This window comes from Allocoprococcus comes, assembly GCF_013300725.1.
In the GTDB taxonomy this organism is placed as follows: Bacteria; Bacillota; Clostridia; order Lachnospirales; family Lachnospiraceae; genus Allocoprococcus; species Allocoprococcus comes_A.
The window spans coordinates 1-14537 of the sequence record NZ_JAAIMM010000015.1; the positions used below are offsets into that span (position 1 = coordinate 1).

Annotated in this window: 14 protein-coding genes; 2 read left to right on the forward strand and 12 right to left on the reverse strand. The window is 42.8% G+C overall.

Annotated elements, in window-relative coordinates; genetic code table 11:
* Nucleotides 1–545: 545 nt before the first annotated feature.
* The 4 genes from G4407_RS09295 to G4407_RS09310 all read right to left on the reverse strand — a co-directional run bounded on the left by G4407_RS09295 (nt 546) and on the right by G4407_RS09310 (nt 4516).
* Nucleotides 546–1457, reverse strand: a complete 912-nt coding sequence (locus G4407_RS09295) for a CvpA family protein (protein WP_173688674.1) — start codon at nt 1455–1457, stop codon at nt 546–548.
* Between the two features lie 9 nt (nt 1458–1466).
* Nucleotides 1467–2645 (reverse strand): DUF5711 family protein, encoded by a 1179-nt coding sequence (locus tag G4407_RS09300; protein ID WP_173688675.1) that lies wholly within the window; start codon nt 2643–2645, stop codon nt 1467–1469.
* Nucleotides 2646–2713: 68 nt separating this feature from the next.
* Entirely contained in the window at nt 2714–3850 is a 1137-nt protein-coding gene (locus G4407_RS09305; protein ID WP_173688676.1) for a LysM peptidoglycan-binding domain-containing protein, read from the reverse strand.
* 66 nt (nt 3851–3916) lie between these two features.
* Nucleotides 3917–4516: an HD domain-containing protein gene (locus G4407_RS09310; protein WP_055297638.1), complete on the reverse strand. Its 600-nt coding sequence runs from the start codon at nt 4514–4516 to the stop codon at nt 3917–3919.
* Nucleotides 4517–4708: 192 nt separating this feature from the next.
* On the opposite strand from G4407_RS09310, the gene G4407_RS09315 reads away from it, so the two are divergent.
* On the forward strand, nt 4709–5509 hold the full coding sequence (locus tag G4407_RS09315) for a hypothetical protein (RefSeq protein WP_055297637.1): 801 nt from the start codon (nt 4709–4711) through the stop codon (nt 5507–5509).
* A gap of 171 nt (nt 5510–5680) precedes the next feature.
* Here the strand turns inward: G4407_RS09315 and G4407_RS09320 are convergent, their stop codons facing one another.
* The 8 genes from G4407_RS09320 to G4407_RS09355 all read right to left on the reverse strand — a co-directional run bounded on the left by G4407_RS09320 (nt 5681) and on the right by G4407_RS09355 (nt 13263).
* Nucleotides 5681–6622: a transketolase family protein gene (locus G4407_RS09320; RefSeq protein ID WP_173688677.1), complete on the reverse strand. Its 942-nt coding sequence runs from the start codon at nt 6620–6622 to the stop codon at nt 5681–5683.
* Entirely contained in the window at nt 6610–7446 is an 837-nt protein-coding gene (locus tag G4407_RS09325; RefSeq protein WP_173688678.1) for a transketolase, read from the reverse strand. Before G4407_RS09325 ends, G4407_RS09320 begins: the two co-directional genes overlap by 13 nt.
* A 94-nt stretch (nt 7447–7540) precedes the next feature.
* Nucleotides 7541–8197 (reverse strand): fructose-6-phosphate aldolase, encoded by a 657-nt coding sequence (fsa, locus tag G4407_RS09330; RefSeq protein WP_055249322.1) that lies wholly within the window; start codon nt 8195–8197, stop codon nt 7541–7543.
* A 263-nt stretch (nt 8198–8460) separates the two neighbouring features.
* Nucleotides 8461–9561, reverse strand: coding sequence for a LacI family DNA-binding transcriptional regulator (locus G4407_RS09335; RefSeq protein WP_173688679.1), 1101 nt, complete (start codon nt 9559–9561; stop codon nt 8461–8463).
* Between the two features lie 57 nt (nt 9562–9618).
* The gene (gene recR, locus G4407_RS09340; protein ID WP_173688680.1) at nt 9619–10215 is read right to left on the reverse strand and encodes a recombination mediator RecR; all 597 of its coding nucleotides are present in this window, start codon (nt 10213–10215) and stop codon (nt 9619–9621) included.
* A 16-nt stretch (nt 10216–10231) separates the two neighbouring features.
* A complete protein-coding gene (locus tag G4407_RS09345) occupies nt 10232–10582 on the reverse strand; it encodes a YbaB/EbfC family nucleoid-associated protein (protein WP_022220696.1) in 351 nt (116 codons plus the stop codon).
* A gap of 21 nt (nt 10583–10603) precedes the next feature.
* Entirely contained in the window at nt 10604–12172 is a 1569-nt protein-coding gene (gene dnaX, locus G4407_RS09350) for a DNA polymerase III subunit gamma/tau (RefSeq protein WP_173688681.1), read from the reverse strand.
* Nucleotides 12173–12186: 14 nt separating this feature from the next.
* A complete protein-coding gene (locus G4407_RS09355) occupies nt 12187–13263 on the reverse strand; it encodes a 6-phosphofructokinase (protein ID WP_173688682.1) in 1077 nt (358 codons plus the stop codon).
* A 307-nt stretch (nt 13264–13570) separates the two neighbouring features.
* Between G4407_RS09355 and G4407_RS09360 the strand changes: the two genes are divergently transcribed.
* The gene (locus G4407_RS09360) at nt 13571–14434 is read left to right on the forward strand and encodes a methionyl aminopeptidase (protein ID WP_173688683.1); all 864 of its coding nucleotides are present in this window, start codon (nt 13571–13573) and stop codon (nt 14432–14434) included.
* The last annotated feature ends 103 nt before the right edge of the window (nt 14435–14537 follow it).

Genomic DNA, 14537 nt, shown 5'->3' on the forward strand with positions numbered 1-14537 from the left:
GCATGTGTTAAGCACGCCGCCAGCGTTCATCCTGAGCCAGGATCAAACTCTCGTTGATATATGTTTCTTGCAGCTTCGCTGCTTAGTAACATAATCGTTCTTCAACTCTGTTGAAGAACTACTCCGTTTGTACCCAGTCAAGAATCGCTTGGCAATTCTGTTCCTGTTTACTGTTCTGGTTTGACATCTTTCGATGTCCGTTCTTGAAAAATCTCTTTAAAGAATTTTCAGGGTTTGTTGTCTATTGTTCAGTTATCAATGTTCTTTTTTGTTGTTGCCGTTTCATGCGACAGCTTTTATATTATATCAAAGTGTTTCATGTTTGTCAACAACTTTTTTAAATTATTTTTTGTCGCTCATTTATTGTTATCAGCGACAACCTCTATATACTATCATGTGTATTTCACTTTGTCAACACATTTTTTGAGGTTTTTTATTTTTATTTTTCAGGGGACTATCTTACATCCCTTATTACAAATAAAAATCCACCACTTTTCCGTGACGGATTTTTATAATACCATTATCAGTTTCTATTGTCAAGCCTTTTATCTCAACATTGTTGCAATTTTCATAATTATATTATTATCATATAAAAAACTAAGAATCTGATCTTCTCTGATCATTCCCATTGCCTGCTTTCCTATCGTTGTTGTATACAGAAGCGTAATTACGATAAACAGGATCCCTACTATAATAAATGAAATCGTTGACCCTACCAGAACTCCTGCCAGTCTGTTCAGAATTCCCAGAACCGGAAGTGCTGTCACAAAATCAAGCGCAAACACAACCGCTCTTATCACAATGGTTGCAAACAGGAATGTTATCAGAAACGCGATAATCTCGATAACCAGCTTTGCAAAATATTTGCTTACATATTCCGCAAATGTCGTTACCCCAAGCTTCTGATAAACTTCACTGTTATTATTTTCCAGAAGAAGATTCTTAAATACATCCGGAAGATCTGCACCCTCGATTGCTGCTATCTGCATCTGCTTTGGAACTTCTGCTTCCATGACCGACTGCTTGACTTCTTCAGTTGATGCATGTCCATTGAAAATATCAGGCGAAATTCCATACTGCTGTAGCATCTCGTCGGATACATTTCCATTTACAATATCTTCCACTGTAATTCCGGCAGCCTCCAGTGTCTTCTCGGAAACGCCCGCTGCCAAAAGAATCCCTCTCACCTGTTCTTCCGTAAGCCCGGACTCTGTATCTGCTTCCCCTGTAAATGCTTTTGTCATCGTCTTTATACACTGCTGCTCGACCATCTCGTCAATTGGCGTAAGTGAATAAATCGCTTTGCTCACATACGGTGTCGCAAAATATACAACTGCCAGTGTAAGAATCGTCGCCCCAAGCGATACCGCAATTCGGACAGCACCTTTTGCAAATCCCACGATTGCCCCTATTGCTATAATTCCTCCAACGATCACCAATAAAATGTTTACTTCCATACTCTACTCCTATTTTACAAGCCGTACCTCTGCAAGTCCGTCTGCATTCATCACCAGGTACTTGTTGATTCCAAAGATTGGAATCACTTCTTTTATCTCATATTCCGTCGTTCCTTCAAACTGCTTCACACCAAGTCCGGAATAAATCAGGCACGATGTTCCGTCATACATGATAACATTTCCATCTGCAACCTTTACATTTCCATATTCTCCGGTAAATGTCTTGGATAATTTCTGATTTCCTTCCATATCATACAGACGCAGTTCATATTCTCCGCTTTCTTCTTTCAGTATAAAGCCAAGATACTCATCATCATGGAAAAAGCTTTTAATCTGCTTGTCAAGCTTTACTGTCTTTGAAAGCTTTGGCTTATCCGTCTCTTTATAGATCATAAATGACTGATCTCCGACCAGAACAGATTTCTTCTCATCTATAAAGAATGAAGTCGGAACGATTATATTTTTGTAAATATCATCCGCAACCTGATATTCTTTGTTCGCCTCATCGGTACTGTCGAAATTCAGATAACCGACTCTGGTTGCTTCTACGCCATCCACTACACACAAATAAGAAATCTGAAGTCTTGTCCCATTTGGCGAAAGTGCAATTCCGATCGGATATCCGGTTCCGGTAAGAGAAGCCCGGTGCTCTACCAGTACATTCCCTGTCGCATCATAGCACACAACCATTGGCGAATTTTCATTATTCAGAATCGTGCTGACGATTCCATTCTCCGCAACAGCAATCTGTTCGATCGGGTAGTTCGTATGGATTTCTCCTTTTGCACCCTTTTCATCCATGACATAGATGTCATTTCCGCCGCGCTCTGCAACCGCAGCTGCTTTTCCCGAAATCCGGATAACCGGATCCTTGATCTGATAAGACTGGTTCCACTGCTCTACACCTTTTTTGTTGATGTAGGCAATTCCATCCCGTCCGTATTTGAGCATTCCGTCTGCATATTGCAGATACTTCAGGTCAGCCGATTCTGTCTCTTTATTCTTATAGCTTTGCAATGTCCGTAAGTTTGTATAGGTCTGCAGTTCCACCAGCAGGTAACTGCTGATCAGGGCAAATACAAACGCCAGAACTGTTGCTGCCGTCTTTATTCTTTTTTTCACTTTGTACGCTTTTATCTTCTCTTCCAGGTTTTCTTCCGGATCGCGTACCTTTACAATCACATCCATAACCTGTCCTTTTCCTGTCGTTAGTTTGTTGTTAGTATACCACAGTTTTTATTCATATGTACAGAAAACTAAGGCAGAATCAGTTTCTGACCGATAAAAATCAGGTTTCCATCCGACAGTCCATTCATTCTGCAGATTGCATCCACATGTCCGCTGTCTCCATATACCTTTTTGCTGATTTTAGCAAGGGTGTCCCCTTTTTCTACAATATAAATATCTTCCGTCATCTCCTGCATTGTGCTTGCTGCCGGTTCACTGGTCTTCTCTTCTTCAGCGGAAGACGTGTCTGATTCTTCTCCCTGCTGTGCTTCCGGTTCCTGCTGCACTTCTGTCTGTGGATCATTTGTTGTCTGATCCGACTGAACAGATTCCTCGCTTTTCTGATCATCCGCCGCTTTTACCGTACCATTGGTTTTCTGCGTTTTATTTCCGTCCTGTTTCAAGAGCGAATCCCGGATAAATTCCAGCGACGACTGAACGCTTTTCATTTTCCCATAGTTATTCAGCGTTGTTACGCCCATGATCAGAACCACGATCACCAGAAACACGCTTGCCACATACGTCAGTCCGGAAGATTTTTTCTGTTCCTGCGCCTCAATTCTTTCTTTCACAAGATTGCGAAAGTCTTTTGCAGCCTTATCTTCCACAACTTCGCTGGGAGTCACGCCAATCTTTTTCCGCGCCGTGATCATATAGCTCTGCATTGCAGCATTTTTTTCATAATACACATAATGCCCGCCAATCTGCATCAGTTCTTTATATTTGTAGCAATAATACTGCTCTTCCATTTCCGCATTGTCTTTTAATATGAAAACGGTATTTTTTTCGGAAAAATATTTTTCATGTGCTTTAAATATTTTTCCGTCGATCAGCATTCGTACGCCCGGTCTGCAAAGCATCCAGCCAATCAGTGTGCCTTCTTCAAAATATTCCTGTTTTTCCTGCTTTGCTTTCTCAAAATTTTCCTGCGAAATGGTCTCATTTTCATCTTCGGAAATCTCCATGCAGATCGCCCCGAAAATATAGATACATTCCTGCCCTTCTGTTTCTTCTTTCTTCCCGACCAGGAATGCTCCCACCTGTTTATTGTCCGCTTTATCACAAATCTGATTCAGAAATGTATCTACATAATCTTCCACGTAAATCTTCGGAGTATCACTCACATTTCCTATCTGGCGTACATTTTTTGGAAATTTGTTTTCCATAATACTCTCACCTCATTCTGCATATTTTGTAGTTTAGGCTATCGTATCATATGGAAAACACACTTTTTATCGCTTTGTGTCTACTAAATAGGAAAATCGTTCGACAATCCTGTCCATTCCCCGTTTTTTCTTTACCGGATCGCTCTCTTTCCGCTGTGCAGTCTCAAAACTGCCGCAATATTTGTCAGCAAGTGTCGTAATCCATCCTTCTTTTGTCCGCGGCACAGAAAAAAGTGTGACCGGCCACATATGGTTGATGATAATATCCCGTTCCGTACTGTTCAGCTCAAAAAATTTCTCGGCATTCTGTAGTGCCCTTTTCGGATGAGTCATTCCGTGAAAACGGTCTCCTGTCCGTTTGGCGTGGGTATGCCAGTCATATAGGAACAGATCGTGGAGCATCCCGGCCCTTGCTGCCGATTCTGCATCCAGCCCCAGTGCCTTGCACCAGATATAATTATAATAAGAAACGTGGAGACAATGCTGATAGCAGTTCGTCACTCCGTGGTGCGGATAAAGCTTCATCCTCAGCACAACCGGATGTGTCGCAATGTCTTTGATACATTCATAAAACTGCTCAAATTCTTCATCCAGCTCTTCCGGCGTTTTATTTTCATTTTTTAATTTATCATTTAACTCGGTAATCGTTTGCTGTAATCTTTCCATTTGGGTTTCCCTCTTTTTCTGTCGGTATACTTTTCCCGACACTCTTTAAGTATACCAAAATTTCTTTCATTCCACCTCATTCTTTTCTAAAGAATTCCTTATGATTTTGTGATGTTTCTGTGATTCGTATTGTTTCTTTCAAATTCCTGGTATAAAATAGGGCGAAACTAAAATGAGGAGGCTGATTGTAACATGAAACAGATTTATGAAGACCTGTCAGACGATACTGACTTTGATATCATTGATCTGGACGACATACCGGATCGGGATACCGTAAAAAGGCGTAAAAAGAAATCTCAAAGAGATGTAAATAAAATCAACAAAAGCGAGGAAGTAAAAAAGGAGGGACACTCTTTCACCGAAGATCTTTCGGAGGATTCACGAAAGAAGCGGTCTGAAAAAGCCCGGAAACGTACTTCCGGAAGCTCTGGAAACGGCAGTTCAAAAGCTTCCGGGAAAAAGCGTTCCACTCCATCCGCTTCGATCATCACCACTCCGGTGAAAAAGACCGTGCAGACCGGCGCAAAAGTAACCAGCAAACTCCTGCAGATCGGAGCCCGTGGCGTAACGCTTCTGATGATCGCCGCAATTGCATTTATTATTTTCAAGAATTTCTGGAGCAGTTATCCGGTATACGGTTCACTTGCCACAGCGGTAAATGCCAGGAATTATACGCTCGGTGCCTTCCTTGGCTTCGCAGCATTTCTGCTGATTATGGAGATTATTTTCTTCCTGTGGGCGCTGACCGGACCTTGCGCTTATGGCGACAGGGGAACAAAGCGTGTCGATACCGGACGGGGGCTTTTCTCCTTCCTGTTCATCGGTGTAACTGTAGTTGCTGCCGGAATGTTCTGGAATCTGATTCCTTCTTCTCCATCACCACTGACTGGTCTTGCCGGCGGTCTGCAGCTGTATGGAGGTCTGAAAGGAATCCTTCTTCCATTATGCGGAGTTGGACTCGTAAGCTGTATTATACGGAAAATATTTTCCTAGAACGGGAAATATGCCACTCTCAAAATATAACCGGTTATAGCACCACCGGTCTGGTGCTGTATCCTTCTCACTCCCACAGCGGATTAAGAACTTTCATCCATAACAAAAATGCCAGTCCCGGTTTACACCGGTTCTGGCATTTTTATTATGGATTCTCAGAATCCTTTTTTATTATTTTACAAATGCTTTTACTTTTTCGTAAATGCTGTCTGCATCCAGTCCGTACTTCTTGATCAGTTCTACTGCCGGGCCAGATTCTCCGAATGTATCCATAACCCCAATCTTCAGAACAGGTGTCGGAAGTTTTTCAGAAAGTGTATCACATACAGCGCTTCCAAGCCCGCCGATGACAGAATGTTCTTCTACTGTAACGACTTTTCCTGTCTCTTTTGCTGCTGCAACGATGAGTTCTTCATCTAATGGTTTGATTGTATGGATATTGATCACCTTTGCATCGATTCCGTCTGCTGCAAGCTTTTCAGCTGCTGCAAGCGATTCGCTTACTTCAAGTCCTGTTGCAACGATTGTCACATCTTTACCTTCGCGAAGCACGATTCCTTTTCCAATCTCAAACTTGTAATCCGGATTGTCATTGATTACCGGTACTGCAAGTCTTCCGAAACGCATATAAACCGGTCCCTGATGTTCGTATGCTGCAAATACTGCTGCTTTTGCTTCTACATCATCTGCCGGGCTGATCACTACCATACCCGGAATTGTTCTCATAAGAGCGATATCTTCGTTACACTGATGTGTAGCTCCGTCCTCACCAACGGAAATACCTGCATGTGTAGCACCGATCTTAACATTGTTCTTCGGATATCCAACAGAGTTACGAACCTGTTCAAATGCACGTCCTGCTGCGAACATTGCAAATGAGCTTGCGAACGGAACTTTTCCTGTTGTAGCGATACCAGCTGCAACACCGATCATGTTGCCTTCTGCGATACCACAGTCGATAAATCTTTCCGGGAATGCTTTCTTGAATGTTCCTGTCTTTGTAGCTCCTGCAAGGTCAGCATCAAGTACTACGACATCGTCATGCAGTTTTCCAAGCTCAACTAAAGCATTACCATAGCTTTCTCTTGTTGCGATTTTCTTTACTTCTGACATAATGCTTCACCTGCTTTCTCTAAATCTTCCATAGCGATCTTGTATTCTTCATCGTTCGGAGCTTTTCCATGCCATCCAGCCTGGTCTTCCATGAAGGAAACGCCTTTACCTTTTACAGTCTTGGCGATGATAGCTGTCGGCATTCCTTTTGTCTCTTTTGCTTCTTTGAAAGCAGCTGCAATCTGATCGAAGTCATGTCCATCGATATTGATTACATGGAAGTTGAATGCTTCAAATTTCTTGTCGATCGGGTATGGTGAGTTTACTTCATCAATACGTCCATCGATCTGAAGGTTGTTGTTATCTACAATGACTACCAGGTTGTCCAGTTTTTTGAATCCTGCTAACATAGAAGCTTCCCAAACCTGTCCTTCCTGAATTTCTCCATCTCCGAGAAGTGTGTATACACGATAGTCATCATTGCTGAGTTTCGCTGAAATAGCCATACCAACAGCAGCTGAGATTCCCTGTCCCAGAGATCCGCTTGACATATCAACACCAGGGATGTGCTTCATATCTGGATGTCCCTGAAGGTAAGATCCTGTATGACGAAGTGTTTTGAGGTCTTCTACCGGAAAGAATCCTCTGTGTGCCAGTGCAGAATAGTATCCCGGAGCTGTATGTCCTTTGGAAAGAACGAAACGGTCGCGGTCTGCTTTCTTAGGATCCTTAGGATCGATATTTAACTCTTCAAAATATAAATATGTGTAGATGTCTGCTGCTGACAGAGATCCGCCCGGATGTCCGGATTTGGCAGCGTGCACTGCTGTCACGATGCTCTTACGGATTTCATTTGCAGTTTTCATAAGCTCTGACTTGTTCATGAAAATATGCCTCCTGAAATAGTTTATTTTTAGTCACTTTGTCGGAAGCGCAGATTCATGCTCTTCCGACAGTAAATTATTCTGATTGTAAATCTTATTCTCCGAATACTGCTTTGTAATCAGCCTGGAATTTTGCGATACCAGCATCTGTAAGCGGATGATGTGTCATCTGCTCGATTACTTTGTAAGGAACAGTTGCAATATCAGCACCTGCAAGTGCACATTCTGTAACATGCATTGGGTTACGGACGCTCGCGCAGATGATCTGTGTATTAATATCTCCAGCCGCTGCAAACATTTCAGCGATTTCTTCGATCAGTTCTGTTCCACGTACAGAAATATCATCCAGACGTCCAAGGAACGGCGATACATATGTAGCCCCTGCTCTTGCTGCAAGAAGTGCCTGGTTTGCTGTGAATACCAGTGTTACATTTGTCTTGATTCCTTCAGCTGTAAGAGCTTTACAAGCTTTCAGTCCTTCTACAGTCATCGGAATTTTAACTACCATGTTCGGATGGATCTTAGCGATTTCTCTACCTTCTGCAATCATACCTTCTGCATCAGTAGTTGTTGCTTTTACTTCTCCACTGATTGGTCCGTCTACGATAGATGCGATCTCTGCGATAACTTCTTTAAAATCACGCCCCTCTTTTGCGATCAGTGACGGGTTTGTTGTAACTCCGCAGATAACTCCCATATCGTTAGCTTTTTTAATGTCTTCCACATTTGCTGTGTCGATGAAAAATCTCATTTCGTTTTCCTCCTTATGAACATGAAAATTCGTATTTTCCGTTATCAGGAATCCCTCTTTTTATCTGATTGCCTGACTTGGTTAAATTATATCGCAATTTACTCTGGCAGGTCAATAGCCATATGTTTTTATTAGTAATTTTTCATGTTAATATTAACTATTTTATTAGTAATTTTTCAATACTGTTTTTGAGTAATCCTCTATTTTATAGTGTTTTTAAAGACCTAAATTATGAAATATTACTAATATTTTTTGGATTTAAACTAATTTTTCCCTTTTTTTGTTTTCGCATAGGACGTCGTTCCACGCACGATCAGACGGGGTTCATACTCTACATGATAGGTGCTGATCGGCTGGATCTCTGAATACTGGCTGTTCTGTGAAAGAATCTTTTTCATAATGATATCACAGGCATCCCGTCCTTTGAAAATGACAAAATGCTCGATCGTTGTCAGCGACACCTTATGCATCTTCGCAAACAGTGTATTATCACATCCCATTACGGAAATATCTGCCGGAACTTTATATTTTTCTTCGTGAAGTGCATCCAGGATCCCAAATGCGATCATATCATTTAATCCGACGATTGCAGTAATATCATTATGCTCTCTCAAAAGCTCTTTCGTCAGATCATATCCGATCTTATACTCCGAGTCGATATTCGGGATGTTCATATCGATCGACTCATTTGCTGCCTTGATGATCACATTGCCTTTTAATCCAACGGCATCAAATTCTTTCAGAAATCCTTCCACCCTTTTTGAGCGCTGCTTTTGTCTGGTTGTAAGTGGTGGTGCAATATATGCCACTTTCCGATGCCCCAGTTCCAGAAGATGCTTTGCCATCATCCTTCCGAGTTTGGAATTATCCAGTTCCACTGCATCCACATTCAGATGCTCATTCTGGTTATTGATAATTACGATCGGAATTTTTTCTGCCAGCTCTTCTATCGTATCCATAAAACAATGGCTTGGATTGCAGGTATAGATAATACCAAGCGGTTTCAGCTCATGCATCATCCTGAGATACCGCTCCTCCATCTTCAGATCCCTCTGGGTATTGCACACAAACAGTCCATATCCCTGCTCCTTTGCACGGGATTCAATCCCCTGAAGCAGCATAACATAATAAGGGTTCGTGAGGTTGGAACAAAATACGACGATCAGCTTCTCTTTCCTGCTTTCTCTGCGTGTCTTTCTTTTCGGTACTTCATATCCCATCTCTTCTGCGATCTGTTCCACTTTACGAATCGTTTCTTTTGAAAATGATACATTATATTTTTTATTCAGGATCATGGATACCGTTGCCTGCGACACACCTGCCGCATATGCGATATCCGAAGAGGTTACTTTCTTCTTTCTCATATCTTTACTTCTTTCAAATGCATACGTTTCCGGCACTCCTCGCAATCCTTAAGTTACCTAAAGTGCTGTACGTCCTTCCAGTGCACGCAGAAGCGTCACTTCATCAATATATTCCAGATCGCCGCCAACCGGCACACCACTTGCGATCCGGCTGACCTTGATTCCTGTCGGTTTGATCAGTTTGCTGATGTACATTGCCGTGGTCTCCCCTTCCAGACTGGAATTGGTTGCAATGATCACTTCGTCTACATCCCCCTGCAGACGCTCCATCAGTTCTTTTAACCGGATATCTCCAGGTCCGATCCCCAGCATCGGAGAAATTGCGCCGTGAAGTACATGGTACACACCGTTATATTTTCCGGTCTTTTCATAAGCTGCAAGATCGCGGGAATTTTCCACAACCATGATCGTCTTATGATCCCGCTCCTCGCTGGCACAGATCGGGCATAATTCTTTATCAGTAAGCGTGCAGCATTCCTTGCAGTATCTTACATTATTTCTTGCATCTACCAGTGTCGCTGCAAGCTGTTCTACCTGTTCCTTCGGCATATTGATGATATGAAAAGCCAGCCTTCCGGCTGACTTTGCTCCGATACCAGGCAGTCTTGATAATTCTTCGATTAATTTACTGATCTGACTGCTGTAATAATCCATCTTTTACACTCCCGTTCTAGAACATTCCCGGCATTCCGCCAAGTCCGCCAGTCAGCTTACTCATAGCGGAAGTATTGGCCTCATCGACCTGACGAAGTGCTTCATTGACTGCTGCCATAATCAGGTCTTCCAGCATCTCTACATCATCCGGATCCACAACTTCTTCCTGAAGTTTTACTTTCTGGACTTCTTTCTTACCGCTTACGGTCACTTCTACAGCTCCGCCGCCTGCAGTTGCTGTAAAACTTTTCTCTTCCATCTCTTTTGCCTGCTCTTCCATCTGCTTCTGCATCTTCTGAGCCTGCTTCATTAAATTTGCCATATTTCCCGGCATTCCGCCTCCCGGAAATCCTCCTCTTTTTGCCATAACTATAACTCCTCCTAATTATTATTCATCTTCAATCGTGATCTCCATATTGATCACTTTTTCTATATCCACAAAACTGTCTTCAAAATGGCGTCCGTTTTCCACCTGACGCACATCAATCTCCACAGTCTTGCCGATTTTTTTCTCAATCAGATCTTTTAATTCCTGCTTATGCTCTTCGCTTCCTACCACGCTGGCGCTGATCTCATCCGGCAGAACGATCAGAAGTCTGTCCTGATTGTCCACGCTGAGTCTTGCCTGCTTCAGATAGCCTCTAAGCATTCCTGATGCTTCGTTTGCAATCTTCCTGAAATTTGATGCCACCTGCTTTACATCTTCCTTCAGTGCTTTCGGAAGCTGCGGTTTTGACTGTGGCTTTGGTGCTTCACCATTTACATAAACAACCCTCTCCTGTGGCTGCGCAGCTGCAAAATTTCCTTCTTCTACCTGTTTTTCCAGTGCACGGATCCGATCCAGAAGACTGTCCTTCGTACTCTCCATCTGCGGTTTGCAAAGCTTGATCAGTGTTACTTCCAGAAGCACTCTTTTCTGTGTTGCGTATTTGAGCTGATTTGTCAGCTCGGAAAAAATACGGATATACCGGAGCAGCACTCCGGATTCAATCATCTGTGCTTCCTCTTTCAGCTGTGCCAGATTTTCTGTTGATACATCCAGTACATCTTCCATATTATCCGAAGTCTTCACCAGAAGAAGATTGCGCAGATACCAGGTAAAATCTGCTGCAAGCTGTGTCAGTTCTCTTCCCTGCATCACAAGCTCTTCCACCGTAGCAAGGACCTTTCCCACATCCTGACTGATGATCTGTCTGAGAAGTCTGCTGAACACATCAGTATCCACAGCGCCAAGAACCTCAAGGACATGATCATAGGTCAGCTTCTGCCCAAGGTAAAATGCAATGCACTGATCCAGAAGACTTAAAGCATCTCGCATGGATCCGTCCGCCGCTTTCGCAATATAACGGATCGCTTTTTCTTCCACCTCAACCTGTTCTTTTTTCATCAGTTCATCCAGACGCGCCGCGATCGTATCGATCGTAATTCGCTTGAAATCGTAGCGCTGGCATCTGGATAAAATCGTGATCGGAATCTTGTGTGCCTCTGTCGTTGCAAGGATAAAGATCACATATTCCGGTGGTTCTTCCAGCGTCTTTAACAGGGCATTAAACGCACCTATAGAAAGCATATGCACTTCATCGATGATATACACCTTATATCGTCCCTCTGTCGGACGGTAGGATACCTCTTCCCTGATCTCACGGATATTGTCTACACCGTTGTTGGAAGCCGCATCGATTTCAATGACGTTCATGGAAATACCGGCTGCAATATTTTTACACATGGCACATTCCCCGCAGGGACTTCCGTCTACCGGATGTTCACAGTTGACTGCTTTTGCAAAAATCTTCGCTACAGTAGTCTTTCCGGTTCCTCTTGTGCCACAGAACAGATATGCATGTCCAATTCTATCTGCCTTTATCTGATTCTTCAGTGTTGTGATAATATGATCTTGTCCTTTTACATCTTCAAATTCCGCAGGACGGAATTTACGATACAGGGCAGTATATGACATGTTAAATTACTCCTTTACTCATCACCAAAACTGATTCCGACAATCTTGGCTTCTTTGATGATATCCGCCTTCGGGTCTACCATCTTCAGCTTACCGGCAACTTCACCAAGCGGAACCTTGCGGATGCTGCCGTTTTTAATTCCTACCATATATCCGTAGTCCTCTTTTAAGATCAGATCCGCTGCTGCTGCTCCCAGTCTGGTTGCAAGCACACGGTCATACGGGCACGGACTTCCACCTCTCTGTGTATGTCCCGGCACAGTAATACGAACTTCCTGATCCATACGGTTCTGGATCTTCTCTGCCAGCTCATATGCTACAGACGGATAGTCCTTCTTTTCCTGTTTTTCTTTTAATTTTTTCTTCGGAAGGGCTGCATCTTCTTTTGTGATCGCACCTTCTGCAACCGCAATGATCGTAAAATGCTTTCCTGCTTCTGTACGGCTCTTGATCGCACGAACTACATTGTCTACATCATAAGGTATCTCCGGAAGCAGGATGATATCTGCTCCGCCTGCGATTCCGGCATGAAGTGTCACCCATCCTACTTTATGTCCCATAACCTCAACAATAAACACACGGCTGTGTGAGGTTGCTGTTGTGTGGATCCTGTCAATCGCCTCCGTTGCAATATCTACCGCACTCTGGAAACCAAATGTCATATCCGTTCCCCACAGATCATTGTCGATCGTCTTTGGAAGTGTGATCACATTCAGTCCTTCTTCTCTTAACAGATTCGCAGTCTTATGTGTTCCATTACCTCCCAGGACTACCAGACAGTTCAGATTCAGCTTATGGTAAGTATGTTTCATTGCTTCGACCTTATCTATCCCGTCTGGTCCTGGTACGCGCATCAGTTTAAATGGCTGTCTGGAAGTTCCGAGAATCGTTCCACCCATCGTAAGAATTCCCGAAAAATCTTTTGCTGTCAGCATCTCAAAATTTGAATAAATAAGTCCTTTATATCCATCCTGAAATCCATAAATTTCCACATCATTCCGTTTTGAACAAAGTCCTTTTACGACACCGCGCATTGCCGCGTTCAGTGCCTGACAATCTCCACCACTGGTAAGCATTCCAATTCTAAACATAATTGTCCATCCTTTCCCTGTTCGTCTTTCCAATATCAGTCTGTTATTTTCAGTTATAATCCCTTTGTATTATAACCGATTCCAGAGTCCTATACAAGCAATAGTTCTGCTTCAAAACGGATACATACCACATCCAGTTCTGTCATTTTGGACTGCATCTGGCGAAATACGTCCTGCACAGATTGACTTTTTGACCTGAAATGGATATATTATAGAAGTGAAACAGTTAGTGCAGGCATACATCTGGTTTTTGTGATCACATCAGACTCTGCACGTAAAAATTTATAAAAGAAAGTCAGGTATTCTCATGGAAAGAAATGAATTGTGCTGGTGTGGCAGCGGAAAAAAATACAAAAAATGCCATCTTATGATCGAAGAAAAGATCGCATATCATGCAGATAAAGGAGAAATCGTTCCGACAAGAGATATGCTCAAGACCATTCCTCAGATTGAAGGAATCCAGAAAAGTGCAGATCTCAATACTGCCGTACTTGATCATGTAGCAGCCCATATCCACGCAGGCATGAGTACAGCCGAAATTGATAAATTAGTTTATGATTATACAACCGAACACGGCGGAATTCCGGCACCGCTTAATTATCAGGGATTCCCGAAGAGTGTATGTACCTCGATCAACAACGAGATCTGCCATGGTATTCCGGATGAAAATATCATCCTGGAAGAAGGCGATATCATCAATGTAGATGTATCTACCATTCTGGACGGATATTTCTCAGATGCATCCCGTATGTTCATAATCGGCAAGGTCAGCGAACGTGCTGAAAGACTGGTCCGTGTCACACAGGAATGTGTCGAACTTGGACTTGCGCAGGCAAAACCATGGAATCATCTCGGAGATATCGCAGATGCGATCAACACCCACGCAAAAGAAAACGGCTACTCTGTTGTAGAGGAGATTGGCGGACATGGTGTTGGTCTTGAATTCCACGAAGAACCTTGGGTAAGCTATGTAACACCAAAAGGAAGTGAAATGCTTCTGGTTCCGGGTATGATCTTTACCATCGAGCCAATGATCAATGAAGGCAGCCCGGAATTCTTCGTTGATGAAGATAATGACTGGACTGTTTATACTGAAGATGACGGACTTTCTGCTCAGGTAGAATACATGGTCCGCATCACAGATGATGGTGCTGTTGTTATGACAAAATAGCGTGCCCTTTAAGCATCTAAAACACTTGTCTTTTGAAAAATGCGTATAAAAAAGCTGACAATTTATACTAATTTTAATTAGTTAGAATGTCAGCTTTTATTTT

Excerpts from the sequence above, each read along its gene's own strand:
- G4407_RS09295 (WP_173688674.1), bottom strand. The coding sequence starts at position 1,457 with ATGGAAGTAAACATTTTATTGGTGATCGTTGGAGGAATTATAGCAATA.
- G4407_RS09300 (WP_173688675.1), bottom strand. The coding sequence starts at position 2,645 with ATGGATGTGATTGTAAAGGTACGCGATCCGGAAGAAAACCTGGAAGAG.
- G4407_RS09305 (WP_173688676.1), bottom strand. The coding sequence starts at position 3,850 with ATGGAAAACAAATTTCCAAAAAATGTACGCCAGATAGGAAATGTGAGT.
- G4407_RS09310 (WP_055297638.1), bottom strand. The coding sequence starts at position 4,516 with ATGGAAAGATTACAGCAAACGATTACCGAGTTAAATGATAAATTAAAA.
- G4407_RS09315 (WP_055297637.1), top strand. The coding sequence starts at position 4,709 with ATGAAACAGATTTATGAAGACCTGTCAGACGATACTGACTTTGATATC.
- G4407_RS09320 (WP_173688677.1), bottom strand. The coding sequence starts at position 6,622 with ATGTCAGAAGTAAAGAAAATCGCAACAAGAGAAAGCTATGGTAATGCT.
- G4407_RS09325 (WP_173688678.1), bottom strand. The coding sequence starts at position 7,446 with ATGAACAAGTCAGAGCTTATGAAAACTGCAAATGAAATCCGTAAGAGC.
- fsa (WP_055249322.1), bottom strand. The coding sequence starts at position 8,197 with ATGAGATTTTTCATCGACACAGCAAATGTGGAAGACATTAAAAAAGCT.
- G4407_RS09335 (WP_173688679.1), bottom strand. The coding sequence starts at position 9,561 with ATGAGAAAGAAGAAAGTAACCTCTTCGGATATCGCATATGCGGCAGGT.
- recR (WP_173688680.1), bottom strand. The coding sequence starts at position 10,215 with ATGGATTATTACAGCAGTCAGATCAGTAAATTAATCGAAGAATTATCA.
- G4407_RS09345 (WP_022220696.1), bottom strand. The coding sequence starts at position 10,582 with ATGGCAAAAAGAGGAGGATTTCCGGGAGGCGGAATGCCGGGAAATATG.
- dnaX (WP_173688681.1), bottom strand. The coding sequence starts at position 12,172 with ATGTCATATACTGCCCTGTATCGTAAATTCCGTCCTGCGGAATTTGAA.
- G4407_RS09355 (WP_173688682.1), bottom strand. The coding sequence starts at position 13,263 with ATGTTTAGAATTGGAATGCTTACCAGTGGTGGAGATTGTCAGGCACTG.
- G4407_RS09360 (WP_173688683.1), top strand. The coding sequence starts at position 13,571 with ATGGAAAGAAATGAATTGTGCTGGTGTGGCAGCGGAAAAAAATACAAA.